Below are 15,122 nucleotides of genomic sequence, written 5' to 3'. Positions count from 1 at the left end.
CGTTGTCAGCTCCCGGGGTGAGACCGCTCCCATCGTGTGGAGCCGCGCCGTCCCCGGTCAAGAGGCTGATAGTTATCAGTCCTCTTGCGGACAGGGTTTTCACATGACGACGATCTCGATCTCCTTGCCGAGCCTCGCGCCGTCCAGCAGGTCGAGGTCGTCGCCGCTCCAGAAGCGGCCCGGGTCGTACCAGTTCGGGCGGCGCTTAGGAAGCAGGCCCATCTCCTCGTACGTCACGGCCACGATCTCCGCGCAGAACGCGCTCTCGATCGTCGCCTCGGCCTTGGGCCCCAACGGAACCCGCCCGCGCACCCACCGCGAGGCGAGCTTGGCGGTGGACGGGAACGGCGTGCCGTCGAGCCGTGCCACCGTCCGCAGCGCCGCGTCCTCCATCTCGCGCGTCACCTCGTGGTCGAGCTGCCGCAGCCAGGCGCGCTGCCCGTACTTGTCGTGCCACGTCACGACGGCGTCGCGCAGGTCGTGCAGCTGCGCGCCGCGCTGGTGGGTGCCGCTCCACATGTCCTTGAGGGACTTGCCGAGCTCGGCGTGCCACATCAGGGGCGGCAGGTCGTCCAGCACGATCGCCATGCCGACGTGGTTGACGGGGCTGTTCGTCATCGTCTGGATCGCCCGGTCCGCCGCACTGCGCCCGCGGAACACCCACACGTCCCCGGTGCGGGTCATCTCCACGGCTTTGTCCAGTGTTGTCGCCATGGCCCAGTAGCCTAGGCACATGAAGCTCTGGAAGGTGATCGGTATGGCCGCTTTCGCGGGTGTCGCGGCGAGCGGCGTGGTCGTCGCCCGCAACCAGCGCCGCCGCGCCGCCTACACCCCGGACCAGATCAGGGAACGTCTGCACGAACGGCTGGCGCAGGCGTCCGCTCCCCGTTCGGAATGAGCCGGTAGGCCACAAAGGACGCGAGCGCCACCAGCGCCGCCGCGACCATGGCCGTGCCCTGCATCGCCTCGGTGAACGTGCCGCTCGCGGCCCACGCCGACAGCACGGTCCCGAGCACCGCGATGCCCAGCGCCGCACCGAGCTCGTAGGCCGTCTCCGACACGGCCGAGGCCGCGCCGGCCTTGTCCGCCGGCACCGCGGACACCACGGCGTCCGTCGTGAGCGTCAGCGCGAGGCCGACTCCGGCGCCGATGACCACCAACGCCACCGCGATGGCGCTGTACTGCGCCCAGACGCCGACGATCACCAGGCCGCCCGCGCTGACCAGCAGCCCTGCCGCGATCGCCCTGCCGCGGCCGAGCAGCCGCACGACCGGTCCGATCGCGGCCACGACGAGCACGCCGGCGAGCCCCAGCGGCAGTTCGCGCAGCCCGGCCTCCAGCGGTGAGTAGCCCAGCACGTTCTGGAAGTACTGCGACAGGAAGAACACCAGGCCGGTCAGCGCGAAGATCGCGATCATGCTCGCGCCCACGGCACCGCTGAACGCCGGCTCGCGGAACAGTGCCACGTCGATCATCGGGTGCCGCGAGGCGCGCTGGCGCCGCACGAACAGCCACAGTCCGGCCACGCCGACGAGACCTGCCGCCAGCGCCGTCCAGCTCGGCCCGCCCAGCGCGACCTCCTTGACCGCGTACACCAGCGGGACGACACCGACCGCTGACAGCAACGCCGAGACCAGGTCGAACGGGCCGGGGTTCGGGTCACGCGACTCCGGCAGCCACCACGCGCCGAACACGAGCAGGGCCGCCATCACCGGCAGGTTGATGATGAAAACGCTGCCCCACCAGAAGTGCTCGAGCAACGCGCCGCCGATCAGCGGGCCGAGCGCAGCGCCACCGGTCGCCGTCGCGGCCCAGACCGCCACCGCCCGCGTGCGCTCGGCGGGGTCGGTGAACAGGTTGCGGATGATCGACAGCGTCGACGGCATGATCGTCGCGCCCGCCACGCCGAGCAGGGCGCGGGCCACGACCAACCAGCCCGCGGTCGGCGCGAACGCGGCCAGCAGCGACGCGAGGCCGAAGCCGAACGCGCCCGTGAGCAGCAGTTTCTTGCGGCCGATCCGGTCGCCGAGCGTGCCCATCGTGACGAGCAGGCCGCCCAGCACGAACGAGTAGATGTCGCCGATCCACAGCACCTCCGCCGCCGACGGCGCCAGGTCCTGCTGCAGCGCGGGAATCGCGAGCGCCAGCACGGTGCCGTCCACGGCGATCAGCAACAGGGCGAGCGCGAGCACGCCCAGTGCCGCCCACTTCCTCATGACAACTCCCTTAGCCGACCATCTGGTCTGTAAAGTAACGTACCGTCCAGACGGTCGGCTAGGCAAACGATAGGTTGATCACCATGCCCGGAGAGCAGCGCAACGCGCCCCGCACCCGCCGTGAGGTGCTCGCCGCCGCCGCGCGCGCCCTGATCGAGCAAGGCCCGAACGTCAGCCTCGACGCCGTGGCCAAGGAGGCGGGCGTCTCGAAGGGCGGCCTGCTGCACCACTTCCGCAGCAAGCAGGCGTTGATCGTCGGGCTGATCGAGGAGTGGTTCGACCACTACGACGCGACGGTCACGCGCCTGCTCGAACCCGAGGACACACCCGGCCGGTGGACCCGCGCGCACATCCGCGCGACCTTCGAGCCGCAGGACCTGTGGTCTCACCCGTCCGTCGTAACGGCGCTCCTCGGCGTCCCGGAACTGCAGCAGCGAATGGACGTCGCCGCGACCCGGTGGAGGCAGCAGACCGATTCGGACGGACTGCACCCGCAACGCGCCGACCTCATTTCCCGTGCACTCGACGGAGTGACGCTGGCAGACCTCCTGTGGCGCGGCCAGGAGTCCGACGAGGAACGCGAACACACCCGTGACCTGCTGCTCAAGCTCACCGAGCAGCCCGGGCCGCTCGTCTGACTTTGTCCACTGAACGTTGTCAAGTGGAACAACGCTGACACCGGACAACGAAGTCTGCGTACCTTCGGAAGTGGTTGCACTCCGGGGGGAAGCACATGCCGATCGTCATGTCCGAATCCGTGCCCAAAGGGCGCGGACTGACCATTCTGTTCGAGCTGGAAGATCTCGCGCGCACGCGGTTCGCCGCGGCTCCACTGCCGATGTACGAGCTCGTCTTCACGGTGCACAGCGGTAACTGGGACCGCCTGCTGCTCCCGCACATCCGCCCGCTCGCCGAACTGGTCAGACCGGGCCGGTTCATCCCGGACTTCTTCAACTCCGCGCGCCCCGACTTCGACGAGGCCGTGTGCCAGGTGCTCGACGTGCCGTCGACCAGGGTGCGCGACCAGATCGCGAGCATGCTCGGCACCACCTCGCCGTGGCTGCGGTCGTTCGCGGCCGGCACCCCGACCTCGCGCCAGGACCTGCGATCGGCGTTCCGGTCGGGCTTCCGCGACCTCCTGGGCCCGAACTGGTCGCAGACGCGCCAGGCGTTCGAGGCCGAGGTGCGGCTGAGGTCGTCGCAGGCGGTGACGCGCGGGCTGGGAGACCTGCTCGGCCACCTGCACCCGTCGATCTCGTGGACCTCACCCGCCCTGCACGTCGAGCTGGGCTGGGACACCGAGGTCTCGTTGCGGGGCACCGGAATGCTGATCGTGCCGGTGCTCAACGGCCTGACCCGCCCGGCGGTGTCGATGTTCGCCGAACCCCAGCCGCTGCTCTTCTACCCGGTCACCGCACCCCAGCCGAGCGGCGCCAGCCTCGAGCTCGCACTGGGCCGCACCAGAACGTTGGTGCTGCGCGCTTTGACGTCCGAACGCACCACCACCGAGCTAGCCAAGCACGTGGGCATCAGCCTGCCCACGGCCTCACAACACGCGACGGCCCTGCGCACCGCGGGCTTCGTCTCCACCCACCGCAACGGCCGGTCGGTCCGTCACCGCCTGACCCGCCGAGGCTGGGAACTGCTGAACTGAGGGAGGCCCGCATGTCCGCGATGCCGCGGTACCGCACCGACCCGAGTCCCCGAGCACTGGCCGTCCGCCTGCGTGCTCTGCGCACCGCGGGCGTCCCCGTGGCCTGCCACGTCTACGCCGGCCTGGCCGCGCCCGCACCGGCCTCCGCACTGCACGCGCGCATCACCCACGCCATGGCCGGCGCGTTCGTGACCGGGACGTCGGCAGCCGTCCCGCGCTTCGAACCCCCGCCCTCGGCCCAGCTGCGCCTGCTGACCGCCGCCAGCTGGGGCCGCCTCGACGGCGCGGGCCAGGACATGACGACCTTCCCGGTCGACCTCGCCTCCGAACTGTGGTGGCGAGTCCACGAACGAGCCCTCGGCTCCCTGCGCCCAGCCGAACGCCGCCTGGCCTGCGACCTGTTGCTGCGCCTCGGCTACCCGCAGCGCGCGGCCTCGGTGATCGGCCTGACCGTCATCGACCCGCGCAAACACGTGCTCTCCCCGGACCTGGCCCCCGAACAGCTCGCCGTGCTGCGCTGTCATCTCCCGTCCTCCGCCGTGGAGGCGATGGCGTTGCGGGGAGCCAGATCCGGCCTCCCACCCGAGACCCGACGCGACCTGGCGTTGTTCGTGGTCTTCCGCAACGCGGCCCGAGGCGCGGACTCCACCTCCCTGCAGGCCGCGGCCGCACTGGCGACCAAGGCCTCGTCCGAGCTGCCGCAGAACGGCTTCGCGGGTCTGCTGAACCGGGCACGCCTGCACCGCGCCATCGCCGCGGTCCCGTTCGTGTGCCGCGACATCGCCGAAACGCACCGCCTCCTGGGCCGGGCACTCGAATCGCTGACCGCGATCACCCCGGCCACCGACCTGGACCGCCTCGCCTGGGCCGACGAGGCCTACGCCCTGCACGCGTTCCTCGTGCGGACCCACCTCACCGTCGGCCTCGGGCAGCGCGCCGCCGGGTACGCGGCCGAGCTGGTCGAGCTCAGCCCCGGTGACGACAGGACGTGGGCTCTGCAGGGCGACGCGCTGGCCGCGAGCGGCCGGCTGGAGGAGGCGCTGGACGCCTACGGCCGGGGCATCGCGCTGGGCGGGTGGGGTGCGGCTCGTGCCGCCTACCTGCGGGGGTTCGTGCTGGAACGGCTCGGGCGGGTGGCGGAGGCGGCCGAGGACTACGTGCTGTCACAGCGCATCGATCCGACCTCGTCGGTGGTGGCTGGGTCGTCGGTGGCTGGGTCGTCGGTGGCTGGGTCGTCGGTGGCTGGGTCATCGGTGGGGGCGGGGCCAGAGCGGATGGGGCCGGTGGGGCGGACCGTGCTCGGCGCCGTACGTGCTGTGGGCTGATGCCTTTCCAGCACGAACCGCGGTGCCCACCGCTCCTCCGCGCGATTCCACCTGACGCAACGCGCGAACCCCGGATTTGGTTCCCCGGTTGTCCACAGGGTGTCAGCGGGCGTCGGCCGTCACCAGTAATCGCAGGTGTGCCGTCAGCCAGGTGGCCGCGGACGGGGCGTCGGCGAACGCCGTCAGGTGGGTCGCCGCCGTGCGCAGGCCCGCGTTGTGCAGGGTGACGGCCACCTCGCGGGCTCGGGTGAGCAGGCCCGCGGTCAGGTGGTCCAGGCCGCGGTGGCCGGCCTCGGCCAGCACTGTCAGGGCGCTGTCCGCCGTCGAGCTGAGCGGATCAGAGGTGGCGGTGCCCGGCGGGAGGGGTTGGGGCGTCGTGTCCGTTGCCAGGTCGGGCACGACCACGCCTGTCGGCGTCTGGACCGCCAGCGGGTCCAGCACCAGCGTGCCTCGGTGGCGGCGGACTGTGCCTGTGATCGTCGTCGGGGCCGCCCGTAGTGCTGTGACCAGTGCGTCCAAGGAGTTCGGGGCCACTGCTCGGTGAGTCGTCTGCAACAGGCACGTTGTGCCGGTGGGACTGTGCAGGGTCGCGGTCAGGCGTTGTGCGGCCGGGTCGTAGGCGAGGTCGGACACCTCGGCCACCCGCAGTGCGCGGACCAGCTCTGCCTCCACCCTCGCCCTCACCTGGCGGGGCGGCAGGTCGGCCAGGTGGGCGGCGGCTGCTTCGTAGTCTTCGATCACCAGGGCCTGGGGCAGGTGGTCCCAGGCCGTGCCCACCGGCGTGAGCGAGGTCTTGGCCACCCGGCTGGTCTTGAGGGTCACCGCGCGGCTCGCGCTGCGCGTCGCCGACTCGGAGACCACGTTCGACGCTGCCAGGCGTTGGCCGGTGCGCAGGGGAGTGTCGCGTTGCACCAGCACCACGTCGCCCGAGGCGAAGTAGACGTCGACCGCGTTCTCCGCGCGGAGGCGGGCTCCCAGTGCGGTCAGGCGGACGCGTTTGAGCGGCGTTTCCGCCGGCTCGTCCGGACCCAGGATCTCGGCGCGCGGGCCGGTGGCGGTGGTGCGGGCGTGCAGTTCGGTCAGCAGGGCCGCGAACTGTTCTGCCTCGTAGTCGGCGCTGCGTTTGCGGTACGCGGTCAGGTGCGCCAGCAGGTCGGTGATCACCGCCGCCGGCCAGTGCAGGCGTTGTGCTGTCAGGTCGCGGTGCAGGCGTTGCCAGGCGACGTCGAGCACCTCGCTCGCGTTCGTGACACCGTCCAGGAGCAGTTGGTCGAGCAGGTCGGTCACCGCGGTCAGATCTGTTGCCGTGGTGGGGGATCCGCCCACGTCGATCGTGTCGGCGCCTTGCTCGTCCGCCTCGCGGAACGCCCACACCGCCAACGCTGTCGCCTCGTCCTTGTTCACCGCGTCGGTGTGGACGTAGGAGAGGTCGCCCGGCACCAGGAACGTGACCGTGCAGGTGGGGAGCTCCGCCTGTGCCGTCTGGTCTTGCTGGGTCGGGCGGCGGAGCTTGGCCCGGTAGCCGGCCTGGTGTGCCCTGCGGGCGCGGCGGAGTGTGCGGTCGCCCATGAGCGCCACCAGGTCCGCGTCCGTCACGGCTCCCGGCGACCACAGTTCGGCGGGAGCGCCGGCTTCCTGGGTCTGCTGGTAGGTCAGGACCACCGCGATGCGGTGCCGGCAGACGCCTGCCGCGCCACAGGTGCACTGTGTCGCGTCGAGGGTCGTGCCCGGCGCCAACGTGGTCGTGGTGCCGTCCGGGAACTTGCCCTGGACGGCACCGGACGGGTCGACGTCGAGCGCCGGGACGGTGCCCGCGTCCATCTCCTTGACGGCGCGTTTCACCAGACCGCGGTTCGCCAGCGCCGCCAGCGCGTCCGGGGTCAGTGCCATCAGGTCTGGTCTGGTCACCTGAGTTTCTCCGCAACGAATTCCGCTAGCTGGCCGGGGGTCATCGCGCCGACGTGGGCGCCGACGTTCGCGAGGCGCTGGCCCAGAGCCCTGTCGTAGTCCGGGTTCGCCTCGTCGTCCAGCGCCGCCAGGCCCAGCACGTGGGTGCCCTGCTCGCACAGGCCCTTGACCGTGCGGACCAGACGCTCCTCACTGCCGCCCTCGTAGAAGTCGCTGATGATCGCCACGATCGACCGGCGCGGACTGTCCACGAGCTCGGCGCCGTACGCCACCGCTTTCGCGATGTCCGTGCCGCCGCCCAGCTGCACCTTCATCAGCAGCTCCACCGGGTCCGTCACGTCCGAGGTCAGATCGACCACGTTGGTGTCGAACGCGACGAGGTGCGTGCGCAGGCCCGGCAGCCCCCACAGGCACGCCGCCGTCACGGCCGAGTGGATCACCGAGCTGGTCATCGACCCGGACTGGTCCACCAGCAGGATCACCTGCCACTGCTCCAGGTTCCGCTTCGTGCGTGAGACGAACTTCGGGTGCTCGATCGCGAGCTTGCGCTCCTCCGGCTGGTAGCGCTGGAGGTTCGCCTTGATCGTCGAGCGGAAGTCGAAGTTGCGCGAGTTCTTGTGGATGCTCGGCCGCCGCGACCTCGTGCCGCTGAACGCCGTGCGCACCTCCGTCTTCAGCTTCTCCATCAACTGCTTCACGACCGCCTCGACGATCTTGCGCGCCATCGCGAGCACGGCCGGGTTCATCAGGTGCTTGGTCCGCAGCACCGCGCGCAGCAACGCCGGGTTCGGCTCGATCCGTTGCAGCACCTCGGGATCCGTGACGACGTCGGTGATCTCGTACCGCTCGACCGCGTCGCGCTCCAGCCGCTCGATCGTCTCCTTCGGGAAGAGGGTGTGCACCTCGTCCAGCCAGTCGACGGTGTTCAGCACCGAGTCCTCGCTGCCGCCCTTGCGCACGCCGCGTTCGGCCAGGCCCGGATCACGCCCGTAGAGCCACTCCAGTGCCGCGTCCTGCCGGGCCGCGGCGCCCTGGAGACCTCCGGTGCAGCCCGACGCCGGCTCGCCGAGGATCAGCCGCCAGCGTTCCAGGTCCGTCATGCCAGCCCGCCCTTCACCAGCAACGCGTCCACGCGCTTCTCGATCGCCATCGCCTCCGCCACGTTCAGCGGGTCGGCGGTCAGGCGGGTGACGCCCTTCGCACTGCCCTCGACACCGCGGTGCGCGAGGACGGTGGCCGCGATGGTCTCCCTCTCCCGGGGCGGGAAGTAGCTGAAGGCGAGCCGCAACGAGGGCAGTGCCACCAGGAACTCGTCGGAGTCCATCGCGCTGACCAGCTCGTCGAGCACCCCGACGAGGTCCGGACTCGCCAGCACCTCTTCCCGCGCCACCGCGAACAACCCGGTGAGCCAGTCGCCGAGCGCCTCGACGGCGCGGATCTTGCGGACGTCCGGCTGGGTGCCGAGCGTCCACGCGAGGCCGAGCGCCGCTCCGCGCAGGTCCGGCGGCGCCTGCACGTCGTTGCTCACCCGCGTCGCCACGCCCGCGACGTCCGCGACGTCCAGGGAGAGCGCGGACCGGGCGTGCAGCACCGCGTCCCTGGTCGCCGCCATCGCCTTCAGCCGGTGCGGGTCGGCCGGGGCCGGGCCGCCGTGCAGGCCCTCGACCAGCCACAGCACCCGCGCCGTGCCCACGTCGATCACCGAGCCCAGCAGCGGGTCCTTCCTGGTGCCGAACAACCTGTCGTGCCGCCACAACCCGAGCACACCGCTCAGCACGTGGCCGAGCGCCGCCAGGTCACCCGTGTCCCGCACGCCCTCGTTGAGCGACTGCTTCACCCTGCCGGACAACGCCGAGATCCCGCAGAGCACCGCGTCGAACAGAATCGCGGCCAGTTCCTCGAGCTGCGCGTGCCGGGACCGGCGTTCCAGAGCAACCCCGGCCGCTTCCTCCAGCGTGGCACCGTTCTCGGCGGCCTCGATCAACGCTGCCAGCCGTTCCGCGGCCGGCCGGAGCGTCCACTGCTCGTCGAGCTTCGGCTGCGCCCCCTCGGACGGACCGCTCGTGCGCTCGAAGCCGGGAATCCGCAGCACCCGCAGGCGGTGCAGGATCCGGCTGCGCTCCAACGCCTCCGGGTCCGTCAGGTCGAGCGCGACCTTGCCCTCCTGGTCGAGCCCGTGCATCCGCAGCAGTTCCTGCACCGCGTTCACCAGCGGCGGCGCGGGCGTGCTCGGGTGCAGCCGGCCGACCTTGCCGCCCCGCAACGCCCCGAGCATCTCGACCAGCGCCGGGTGCGCGCCGGGCTGCAGCGTGCCGCGCCGCGTCCACGGCGGCGGCTGCGACAGGTCCTCGGAGATCAACGCGCTCGTCAGCCCGTCGAGCACGTCCGTGCGCGCCAGGTTCTCGTGCCCGCGCAACCGCGCCAGCGCACCGGCCTGGGTGTGCGCCGCGATCAGGTCGGCCGTCGACACCGGCTGCTGCCGCTTGCGCAGCCGCGTCGCCACCGACTCGACCAGCCAGTCCGCCGCCCGTTGCGCCCCGGACTCCCAGACCTGCTGGTAGTAGCCGGGCGACGGCATGCCCGACTGGTAGCCCGTGAAGGCGTCCAGCCGTGCGTGCGAGTACGGCACGAGATAGCTCGCGCCCCGTTCGCGTTCCGGCACCTCGGGCCACTCGGTACCGCCGTCGAGCTGGGCCTTGAGCGCGGCCGTGTGGAAGCCGCCGGTGATCACGACCACGGGCCGGTCGCCCGCGTCGTGCACCGCCGCCCGCACCCAGCGCGCCATGTACTCCTCCCGCGCCGAGTCGCCCTCGTCCGCGGTGGCCGTGCCGCGCAGCAGGTCGAAGTACTCGGCCATGCCCTTCGGCTCGGTCTCGCACTCGAAGAGGTGGTCCCACAGCACGTCGACGTTGTCGACCGAGAACTCCTTGCACAGCCGGTCGACGACCTCGGTGTAGCGCAGCTCCGCGTCCGCGTACCTGTTGCTCACGTCGCGGAACGCCTCGTGCCACGCGGGCAGGTCGATGAACCTGACCTCCGCGCCGCACCGGCGCGCCTCGGTGATCGCCACCCACTCCGGCGAGTAGTCGCAGAACGGCGACCACGACGCGTGCTGGTCGGAGTAGCTGAACAACGCGACAGGCAGCTCGTGCCCGAGCAGCAGCTCGTCGATGCGCTCGTTGAAGTCGGCGGGACCCTCGATGAGCACGTACGCGGGCTGCTGTTCTGCGATCGTGGCGGCGACCAGCCGGGCACAGGCGGGACTGTGGTGGCGGACGCCGACGAAGACGGCCCCCATCAGCCGGGCAGCAGGTGCCGGGCGCGGTGCAGCTCCTGCCACTGCTTGCCCTTGCGCCGCGACGCGTGCTGTTCCAGGTAACGCCGCAGCCGCGCCAGGTCCTCCGCGTTGTCCTTCGCCGCCGTGCCCGCGAGGCACTCGACGACATCGGCCGCCGAGCCGACCTCACCGCGCAGGAACCAGCCTCGCAGCCCGACCGCGTGCGCCACCGAGACCGCCTCGGCCGTGCTCATCACCGTCGTGAGCCTGTCGCCGCCCTCGCGCAGGTCGCGGAACGTGCGGACCAGGACCTCCAGCACGTCGCGCCTCGGCGCGAGCTCCACGCCGGAGCGTTCCAGCAGCTTCGCCGACTCCTGCTCGACCAGCGCGAGCTCGGTGTCGAAGTCCGCGATCGGGAACACCGTCTCGAAGTTGAACCGCCGCTTGAGCGCGGCGCTCATCTCGTTGACACCCCTGTCCCGCGTGTTCGCCGTGGCGATCACGTTGAACCCGTCCTGCGCGAACACCATGCCGTCCGGGCCGTTCAGCTCGCCGATCGCCATCACGCGGTCGGACAGCATCGACAGCATGCAGTCCTGCACCTCGAGCGGGCAGCGGGTGATCTCCTCGAACCGCACGATCTTGCCCTCGGCCATGCCCCGCAACATCGGCGCGGGCACGAGCGAGCGCGGCGACGGGCCCTCGGCGACCAGCAGCGCGTAGTTCCACGAGTACTTGATCTGGTCCTCGGTCGTGGCCGCGCCGCCCTGGATCGTCAGCGTCGACTCGCCGCACACCGCCGCCGCGATCAGCTCGGACAGCAGCGACTTCGCCGTGCCCGGCTCGCCGACGAGCATCAGGCCGCGGCTCGTCGCGAGCGTGACCAGCGCCCGGTCCACGAGGGACGGGTCGCCCACGAACTTCTTGGTGATGCCCCGGTTCTCGTCGCCCACCACGAACTTGCGCGCGGCGTCGAGGCTCAGCGCCCAGCCCGGAGGCTTGGGCGCGGTGTCGGTGTCCCGCAGGCGTGCGAGCTCGTCGGCGTAGCGGACCTCGGCGGGAGGACGCTGCATCGTCTGGGTGCTGGTCATGACTGCAGGGACTCCAGTTCGGAGAAGAGCTCGGAGAGCGTGATCGGGTCGATCTCGTAGGTGGTGGGCGCGCCCTTCGGGGCGGACCACGTGCCGTGCCCGCTGGGCGAGAACCAGACGTCGCTGAAACCGACCTCGGGGAAGACGTCCATGGCGCCCACCGCGATGCCCGGTTCGAGCGATGCCACGAGCGCGCCGCCGTCCGGGAACGGCCGGGTGATCCAGCACTCGACGCCCGCGTCCTGCGGTGTGCCGCGGACCCAGCCCTTCTTGGTCAGGCCGAGGATCTTGCCGATCGGGTACGGGGTGTCGCAGTACTTCTTGAGGCGGGGCAGCAGGTCCTCGGGGGCCGAGAGGAGGTGGACCGGGCGGCCCAGCTGCGGGAACGGCTGGAGGATCTCGTAGTCGGCGAAGACCTCGCCCCACGCCGCCGACGTGGCCCGCAGGTCGACCGCGTGCGCCACGCGGACCGTCGCGGTGTCGGGCAGCGTGAACTCGTCGTCTTCCGCGTCGGCGAACGTGCGGTCCTCGGCCAGACGGAAGGACTCGCCCTCGTCGGTGATCCACACCAGGCGGCGGACCAGGTGCCACAGCAGCGGATGGGCCGCGAGCACCGTCAGGAACTCCTCGGCGGACCACGTCCGCTGGTCGACCATGGCGCGTTCCAGCCGCTGGATCTGGTCCGACGCGATGGTGCGGACGTCCTTCTTCAGCGCCGTGAACCGCTTGTGCTCCAACGGTGCCTGGTCCTGGTCGTCCTTCGCGCCGGGCTTCGGCAGGTCCTTGCGGCGCTTGCCGTCCGGGTCCAGCACGAACGGCTTGAGCTGCTCGTCGAAGCCCACGGTGAACTGCCGCGGGCCGTAGTCGATCACCAGCGTCGCGGCGTCGTCCAGGCCCAGGCGCGGGACCAGCCGGTCCGACAGCTGGTCGCGGGACAGGCCGAGCTCCGCCGCGATCTGGGCGACCTTCTCCTGGGCCTTCGCCTTGAGCCCCTTGAAGGACACCTTCTCGGCGATGCTGTTCAGGTGCGAGAGGGCGACCTCAGTGCCGATGTCGGCGAGCACGTCGAGACCCGACACCGCACGTGCGTGCTGGCTCTCGCCCGGCCAGCTGCGGATCAACGGTGACAGCGCGCGCACCGTCGAATCGTCGCCGAACCAGCCCAGCGCGTTCAGCGCCCAGCTCTCCTTCGACGGCGCCCCCGCCTCGTCCCAGGCCTGGAACACCTCCCAGGCGAACGCCGCCAGCGAGTCCCGGTCGAGCGCCTCGCGGACGAGCGGCAGCCCGGCGTAGAGCTCGCCCGGCTTCGACAGCGCCGCCGTCATCAGCAGGTGCGCCGCGGCCTGCCGGGACAGGGCGTGCTTGCGGTCGGCCAGCAGGACCTGCGGCAGCAGACGGGTGTCGGCCCACACGCCGATCGCCGACAGCTTCGCGGGCAGCACGTCGACCGGGTCGACCGACAGCACGAGGTCGATCGCCGCCTCGGCACCGCACTCCCGGGCGACGGCGGCCACGTCGACGCCGAGCGTGTTGTTCAGGTGCCGCAACGCCGCCTCGGCGTTGCGGCGGGGAGCGCCCGCCTTGTCCGCGGCCGCCGGGATCAGGAGACGGGCCGCCTGCTCGCGGTGCCGGGCCAGCCACTCGAGACCCCACCGGCGCGGCTGCTTGGTGCGGGCGAACCAGTCGGCCATCTGCGTGGCCACCTCGACGGTGGCGAACGGCAGCAGCACCACACCCGTCCCCGCAGGGGAGGACTGGACGTGCCGGACCAGCGCGGGCGCGGCGTCGACGCCGAACCGCGCGGCCAGGTTCTTGCCCCACTCCTCGACGCCGTAGCTGTAGTTCGGTTGCCAGTCCGCGAGCAGGTGCCGCACCGCGTCGTCGGGGGCGAGGAGGAACAGGTCGTTGTCGTAGGAGCCGATCGTGCCGGCCTTGTACTCCTTGAGCAGCTTGCGCCAGTCGTGGTGGTCCTGGATCCACTCCGTGCCGGACGCGAGCCACTCGTCGTGCTCACCGGGAAGCCAGCTGACCTCGGGCGCCGGCGCCGTGAGGCCGGGGATCACCACGGGCTTCACCGCCTTCTTGCGGTGCAGCCACGGCGGTGAGGCCAGCAACGGCGGCAGCTGCTCCTGGCTCGCGTCAGGCATGATCACCAGGCCGGACTCGGCGAGCACCGCGGCGACCTCGTCGGGCACCGTGAGCTGGGGGTTCGAGAGCAGGTGAGCGTGCAGGAGCTTGCGTGCGCCGGCGCTCGCCGACACGCGCTCGGACAGCAGCCGCGCCGCCCTCTCGGGGAACGCGGACATCGCGGACACCACGGCGGACCGCACGTACTTCCCGTCCAGCCGGTCGAGCAGGATCGTGAACGCCTCGTCGGTCGGCAACGACGCGAGGACGTTCAACGCCTGCTTCCGGCCTCCCGTCCGCTGGTAGTAGCTGTCGGAGTCGAGCTCCTCGGCGAGCAACGGCGCAACGGACGGCCCCAGCACGTACACCGCCGTGTACAGCAGGAACGCCGACCTCGTGATCGACTCGTCGGCCTTCTTGAAGTCCTCGAGGCTGCGAGCGCTGCTCGGCAGCATCCACCACCGGCTCGACGTGTAGTTCTGCTTGCGGACCTGGGTGAACCAGTCCGCCCGCTCCGGCATCAGGAAGGACCGGAGCTCGTGGTGGGTCTTCGACTCGCCGAGCTTCTCCAGCGTCTGCTCGGCGGCGGCGCGCTCCTCGTCCGGCGCGACCGCGATCGCGTAGCGGACGGCCGTGAGCATCAGGCCTTCCGGTTCGCCGATCGAGGTCTGGAAGTTGGTGTCGTGCTGCAGGCAGACGCCGGTCCACTTGCCGCGCTTCTGGTCCCACTGGTCGGCGAACGCGAGGTTCGCGAGCTCGACCACCGCCGCGGTGGCGAAGGCCAGGCCGTGGTCGGCGATCCAGGCGTGCACCGCGTTGGCGCCCGGCTTCGTGATGGCCGCGACGGCCGCGGCGCCGACGGGGTTCGGGGTGCCGGCGAGGTGTTCGCGGGCCGCGCTCACCAGCTCAGCGTTCGAGCCCTTGGCGGTGAGACCGCGTTCGACGGCCTCGGCCTGGTCGAGGATCAGCCGGCGGGCCTGGTCGGCCTTGGCGGGGTCGAGGGTGAACTCCGGGGCCGGGTCGAAGCCGCGTTGGCGGACCGCGTCGCGAGCCCAGGCCTTGGGAAGGACCCAGGTGTGTTCGTCGATGGCGGGCGCGGGGGTGGGGTCGGTGGCGGAGGCGATGCCGGACGGATCGTCGGTGGCCGCAGCGGCGGCGGGTCGATCGGCGGGTGATGCGACCGCCGGTGAGGCAGCAGCGGGTGAGGCAGCAGCGGGTGAGGCAGCAGCGGTTAAGTCAGCAGCGGGTGCCGCGACCGCGGGTGCCGCGACCGCGGGCTCGGCCGGCGTGCCTTCCGGGCTGTAGCCCTTCTTCTCCTTCTCCGCCACCAGTTTCGCGACGTGCGCGGTGGCTGCCTCGGCGGAGGCCAGCTCCTTGGTCTGGGTCTGGCCCGTGGTGCCGAGCCGTCCGAACCGGACGGTCACCGCGGCGCCGTCCTGCTCGATCTCCCAGAACTTCGCGGAGCCGTCCGCGACGAGTTCCCACCTGCGCACTGCGTTACCTCCTGGGCCACACAAGGGAGTT

Annotated in this window: 11 protein-coding genes; 4 read left to right on the top strand and 7 right to left on the bottom strand. The window is 71.4% G+C overall.

Features of this window, described 5'->3' with window-relative positions:
• Window positions 1-99: 99 nt before the first annotated feature.
• Complete coding sequence (locus tag ACWF7A_RS22335) at window positions 100-714, bottom strand: hypothetical protein (RefSeq protein WP_452252396.1); 615 nt, start codon at window positions 712-714, stop codon at window positions 100-102.
• A 19-nt stretch (window positions 715-733) separates the two neighbouring features.
• Here ACWF7A_RS22335 and ACWF7A_RS22330 point away from each other — a divergent pair, with 19 nt between their 5' ends.
• Entirely contained in the window at window positions 734-898 is a 165-nt protein-coding gene (locus ACWF7A_RS22330) for a hypothetical protein (RefSeq protein WP_452252395.1), read from the top strand.
• Here ACWF7A_RS22330 and ACWF7A_RS22325 read toward each other — a convergent pair.
• The gene (locus ACWF7A_RS22325; RefSeq protein WP_452252394.1) at window positions 843-2,216 is read right to left on the bottom strand and encodes an MFS transporter; all 1,374 of its coding nucleotides are present in this window, start codon (window positions 2,214-2,216) and stop codon (window positions 843-845) included. The two genes, ACWF7A_RS22330 and ACWF7A_RS22325, sit on opposite strands and share 56 nt — an antisense overlap.
• Before the next feature lie 83 nt (window positions 2,217-2,299).
• On the opposite strand from ACWF7A_RS22325, the gene ACWF7A_RS22320 reads away from it, so the two are divergent.
• The 3 genes from ACWF7A_RS22320 (at window position 2,300) to ACWF7A_RS22310 (ending at window position 5,195) form a co-directional block, all read left to right on the top strand.
• Window positions 2,300-2,854, top strand: a complete 555-nt coding sequence (locus tag ACWF7A_RS22320; protein WP_452252393.1) for a TetR/AcrR family transcriptional regulator — start codon at window positions 2,300-2,302, stop codon at window positions 2,852-2,854.
• Window positions 2,855-2,949: 95 nt separating this feature from the next.
• Window positions 2,950-3,870 (top strand): ArsR/SmtB family transcription factor, encoded by a 921-nt coding sequence (locus ACWF7A_RS22315; RefSeq protein ID WP_452252392.1) that lies wholly within the window; start codon window positions 2,950-2,952, stop codon window positions 3,868-3,870.
• An 11-nt stretch (window positions 3,871-3,881) separates the two neighbouring features.
• Window positions 3,882-5,195 carry a BTAD domain-containing putative transcriptional regulator gene (locus tag ACWF7A_RS22310; RefSeq protein ID WP_452252391.1) on the top strand — a complete coding sequence of 438 codons (1,314 nt, stop codon included), beginning with the start codon at window positions 3,882-3,884 and terminating at the stop codon, window positions 5,193-5,195.
• A gap of 102 nt (window positions 5,196-5,297) precedes the next feature.
• On the opposite strand, the gene ACWF7A_RS22305 is transcribed toward ACWF7A_RS22310, so the two are convergent.
• Genes ACWF7A_RS22305 through ACWF7A_RS22285 form a run of 5 tightly spaced genes read right to left on the bottom strand, consistent with a single transcriptional unit; the run spans window position 5,298 to window position 15,091 of the window.
• Window positions 5,298-7,103 carry an SWIM zinc finger family protein gene (locus ACWF7A_RS22305; RefSeq protein WP_452252390.1) on the bottom strand — a complete coding sequence of 602 codons (1,806 nt, stop codon included), beginning with the start codon at window positions 7,101-7,103 and terminating at the stop codon, window positions 5,298-5,300.
• Window positions 7,100-8,203 carry a VWA domain-containing protein gene (locus ACWF7A_RS22300; protein WP_452252389.1) on the bottom strand — a complete coding sequence of 368 codons (1,104 nt, stop codon included), beginning with the start codon at window positions 8,201-8,203 and terminating at the stop codon, window positions 7,100-7,102. The genes ACWF7A_RS22305 and ACWF7A_RS22300 overlap by 4 nt, the downstream gene beginning before the upstream one ends.
• On the bottom strand, window positions 8,200-10,443 hold the full coding sequence (locus tag ACWF7A_RS22295; protein WP_452252388.1) for a DUF5682 family protein: 2,244 nt from the start codon (window positions 10,441-10,443) through the stop codon (window positions 8,200-8,202). Before ACWF7A_RS22295 ends, ACWF7A_RS22300 begins: the two co-directional genes overlap by 4 nt.
• On the bottom strand, window positions 10,401-11,471 hold the full coding sequence (locus ACWF7A_RS22290) for an ATP-binding protein (RefSeq protein ID WP_452252387.1): 1,071 nt from the start codon (window positions 11,469-11,471) through the stop codon (window positions 10,401-10,403). Before ACWF7A_RS22290 ends, ACWF7A_RS22295 begins: the two co-directional genes overlap by 43 nt.
• Window positions 11,468-15,091 (bottom strand): WGR and DUF4132 domain-containing protein, encoded by a 3,624-nt coding sequence (locus tag ACWF7A_RS22285; protein ID WP_452252386.1) that lies wholly within the window; start codon window positions 15,089-15,091, stop codon window positions 11,468-11,470. Before ACWF7A_RS22285 ends, ACWF7A_RS22290 begins: the two co-directional genes overlap by 4 nt.
• Window positions 15,092-15,122: the final 31 nt, after the last annotated feature.

The sequence above is a fragment of the Lentzea sp. NPDC055074 genome, assembly GCF_053608005.1.
This window is presented reverse-complemented; position numbering and strand designations above follow the sequence as displayed.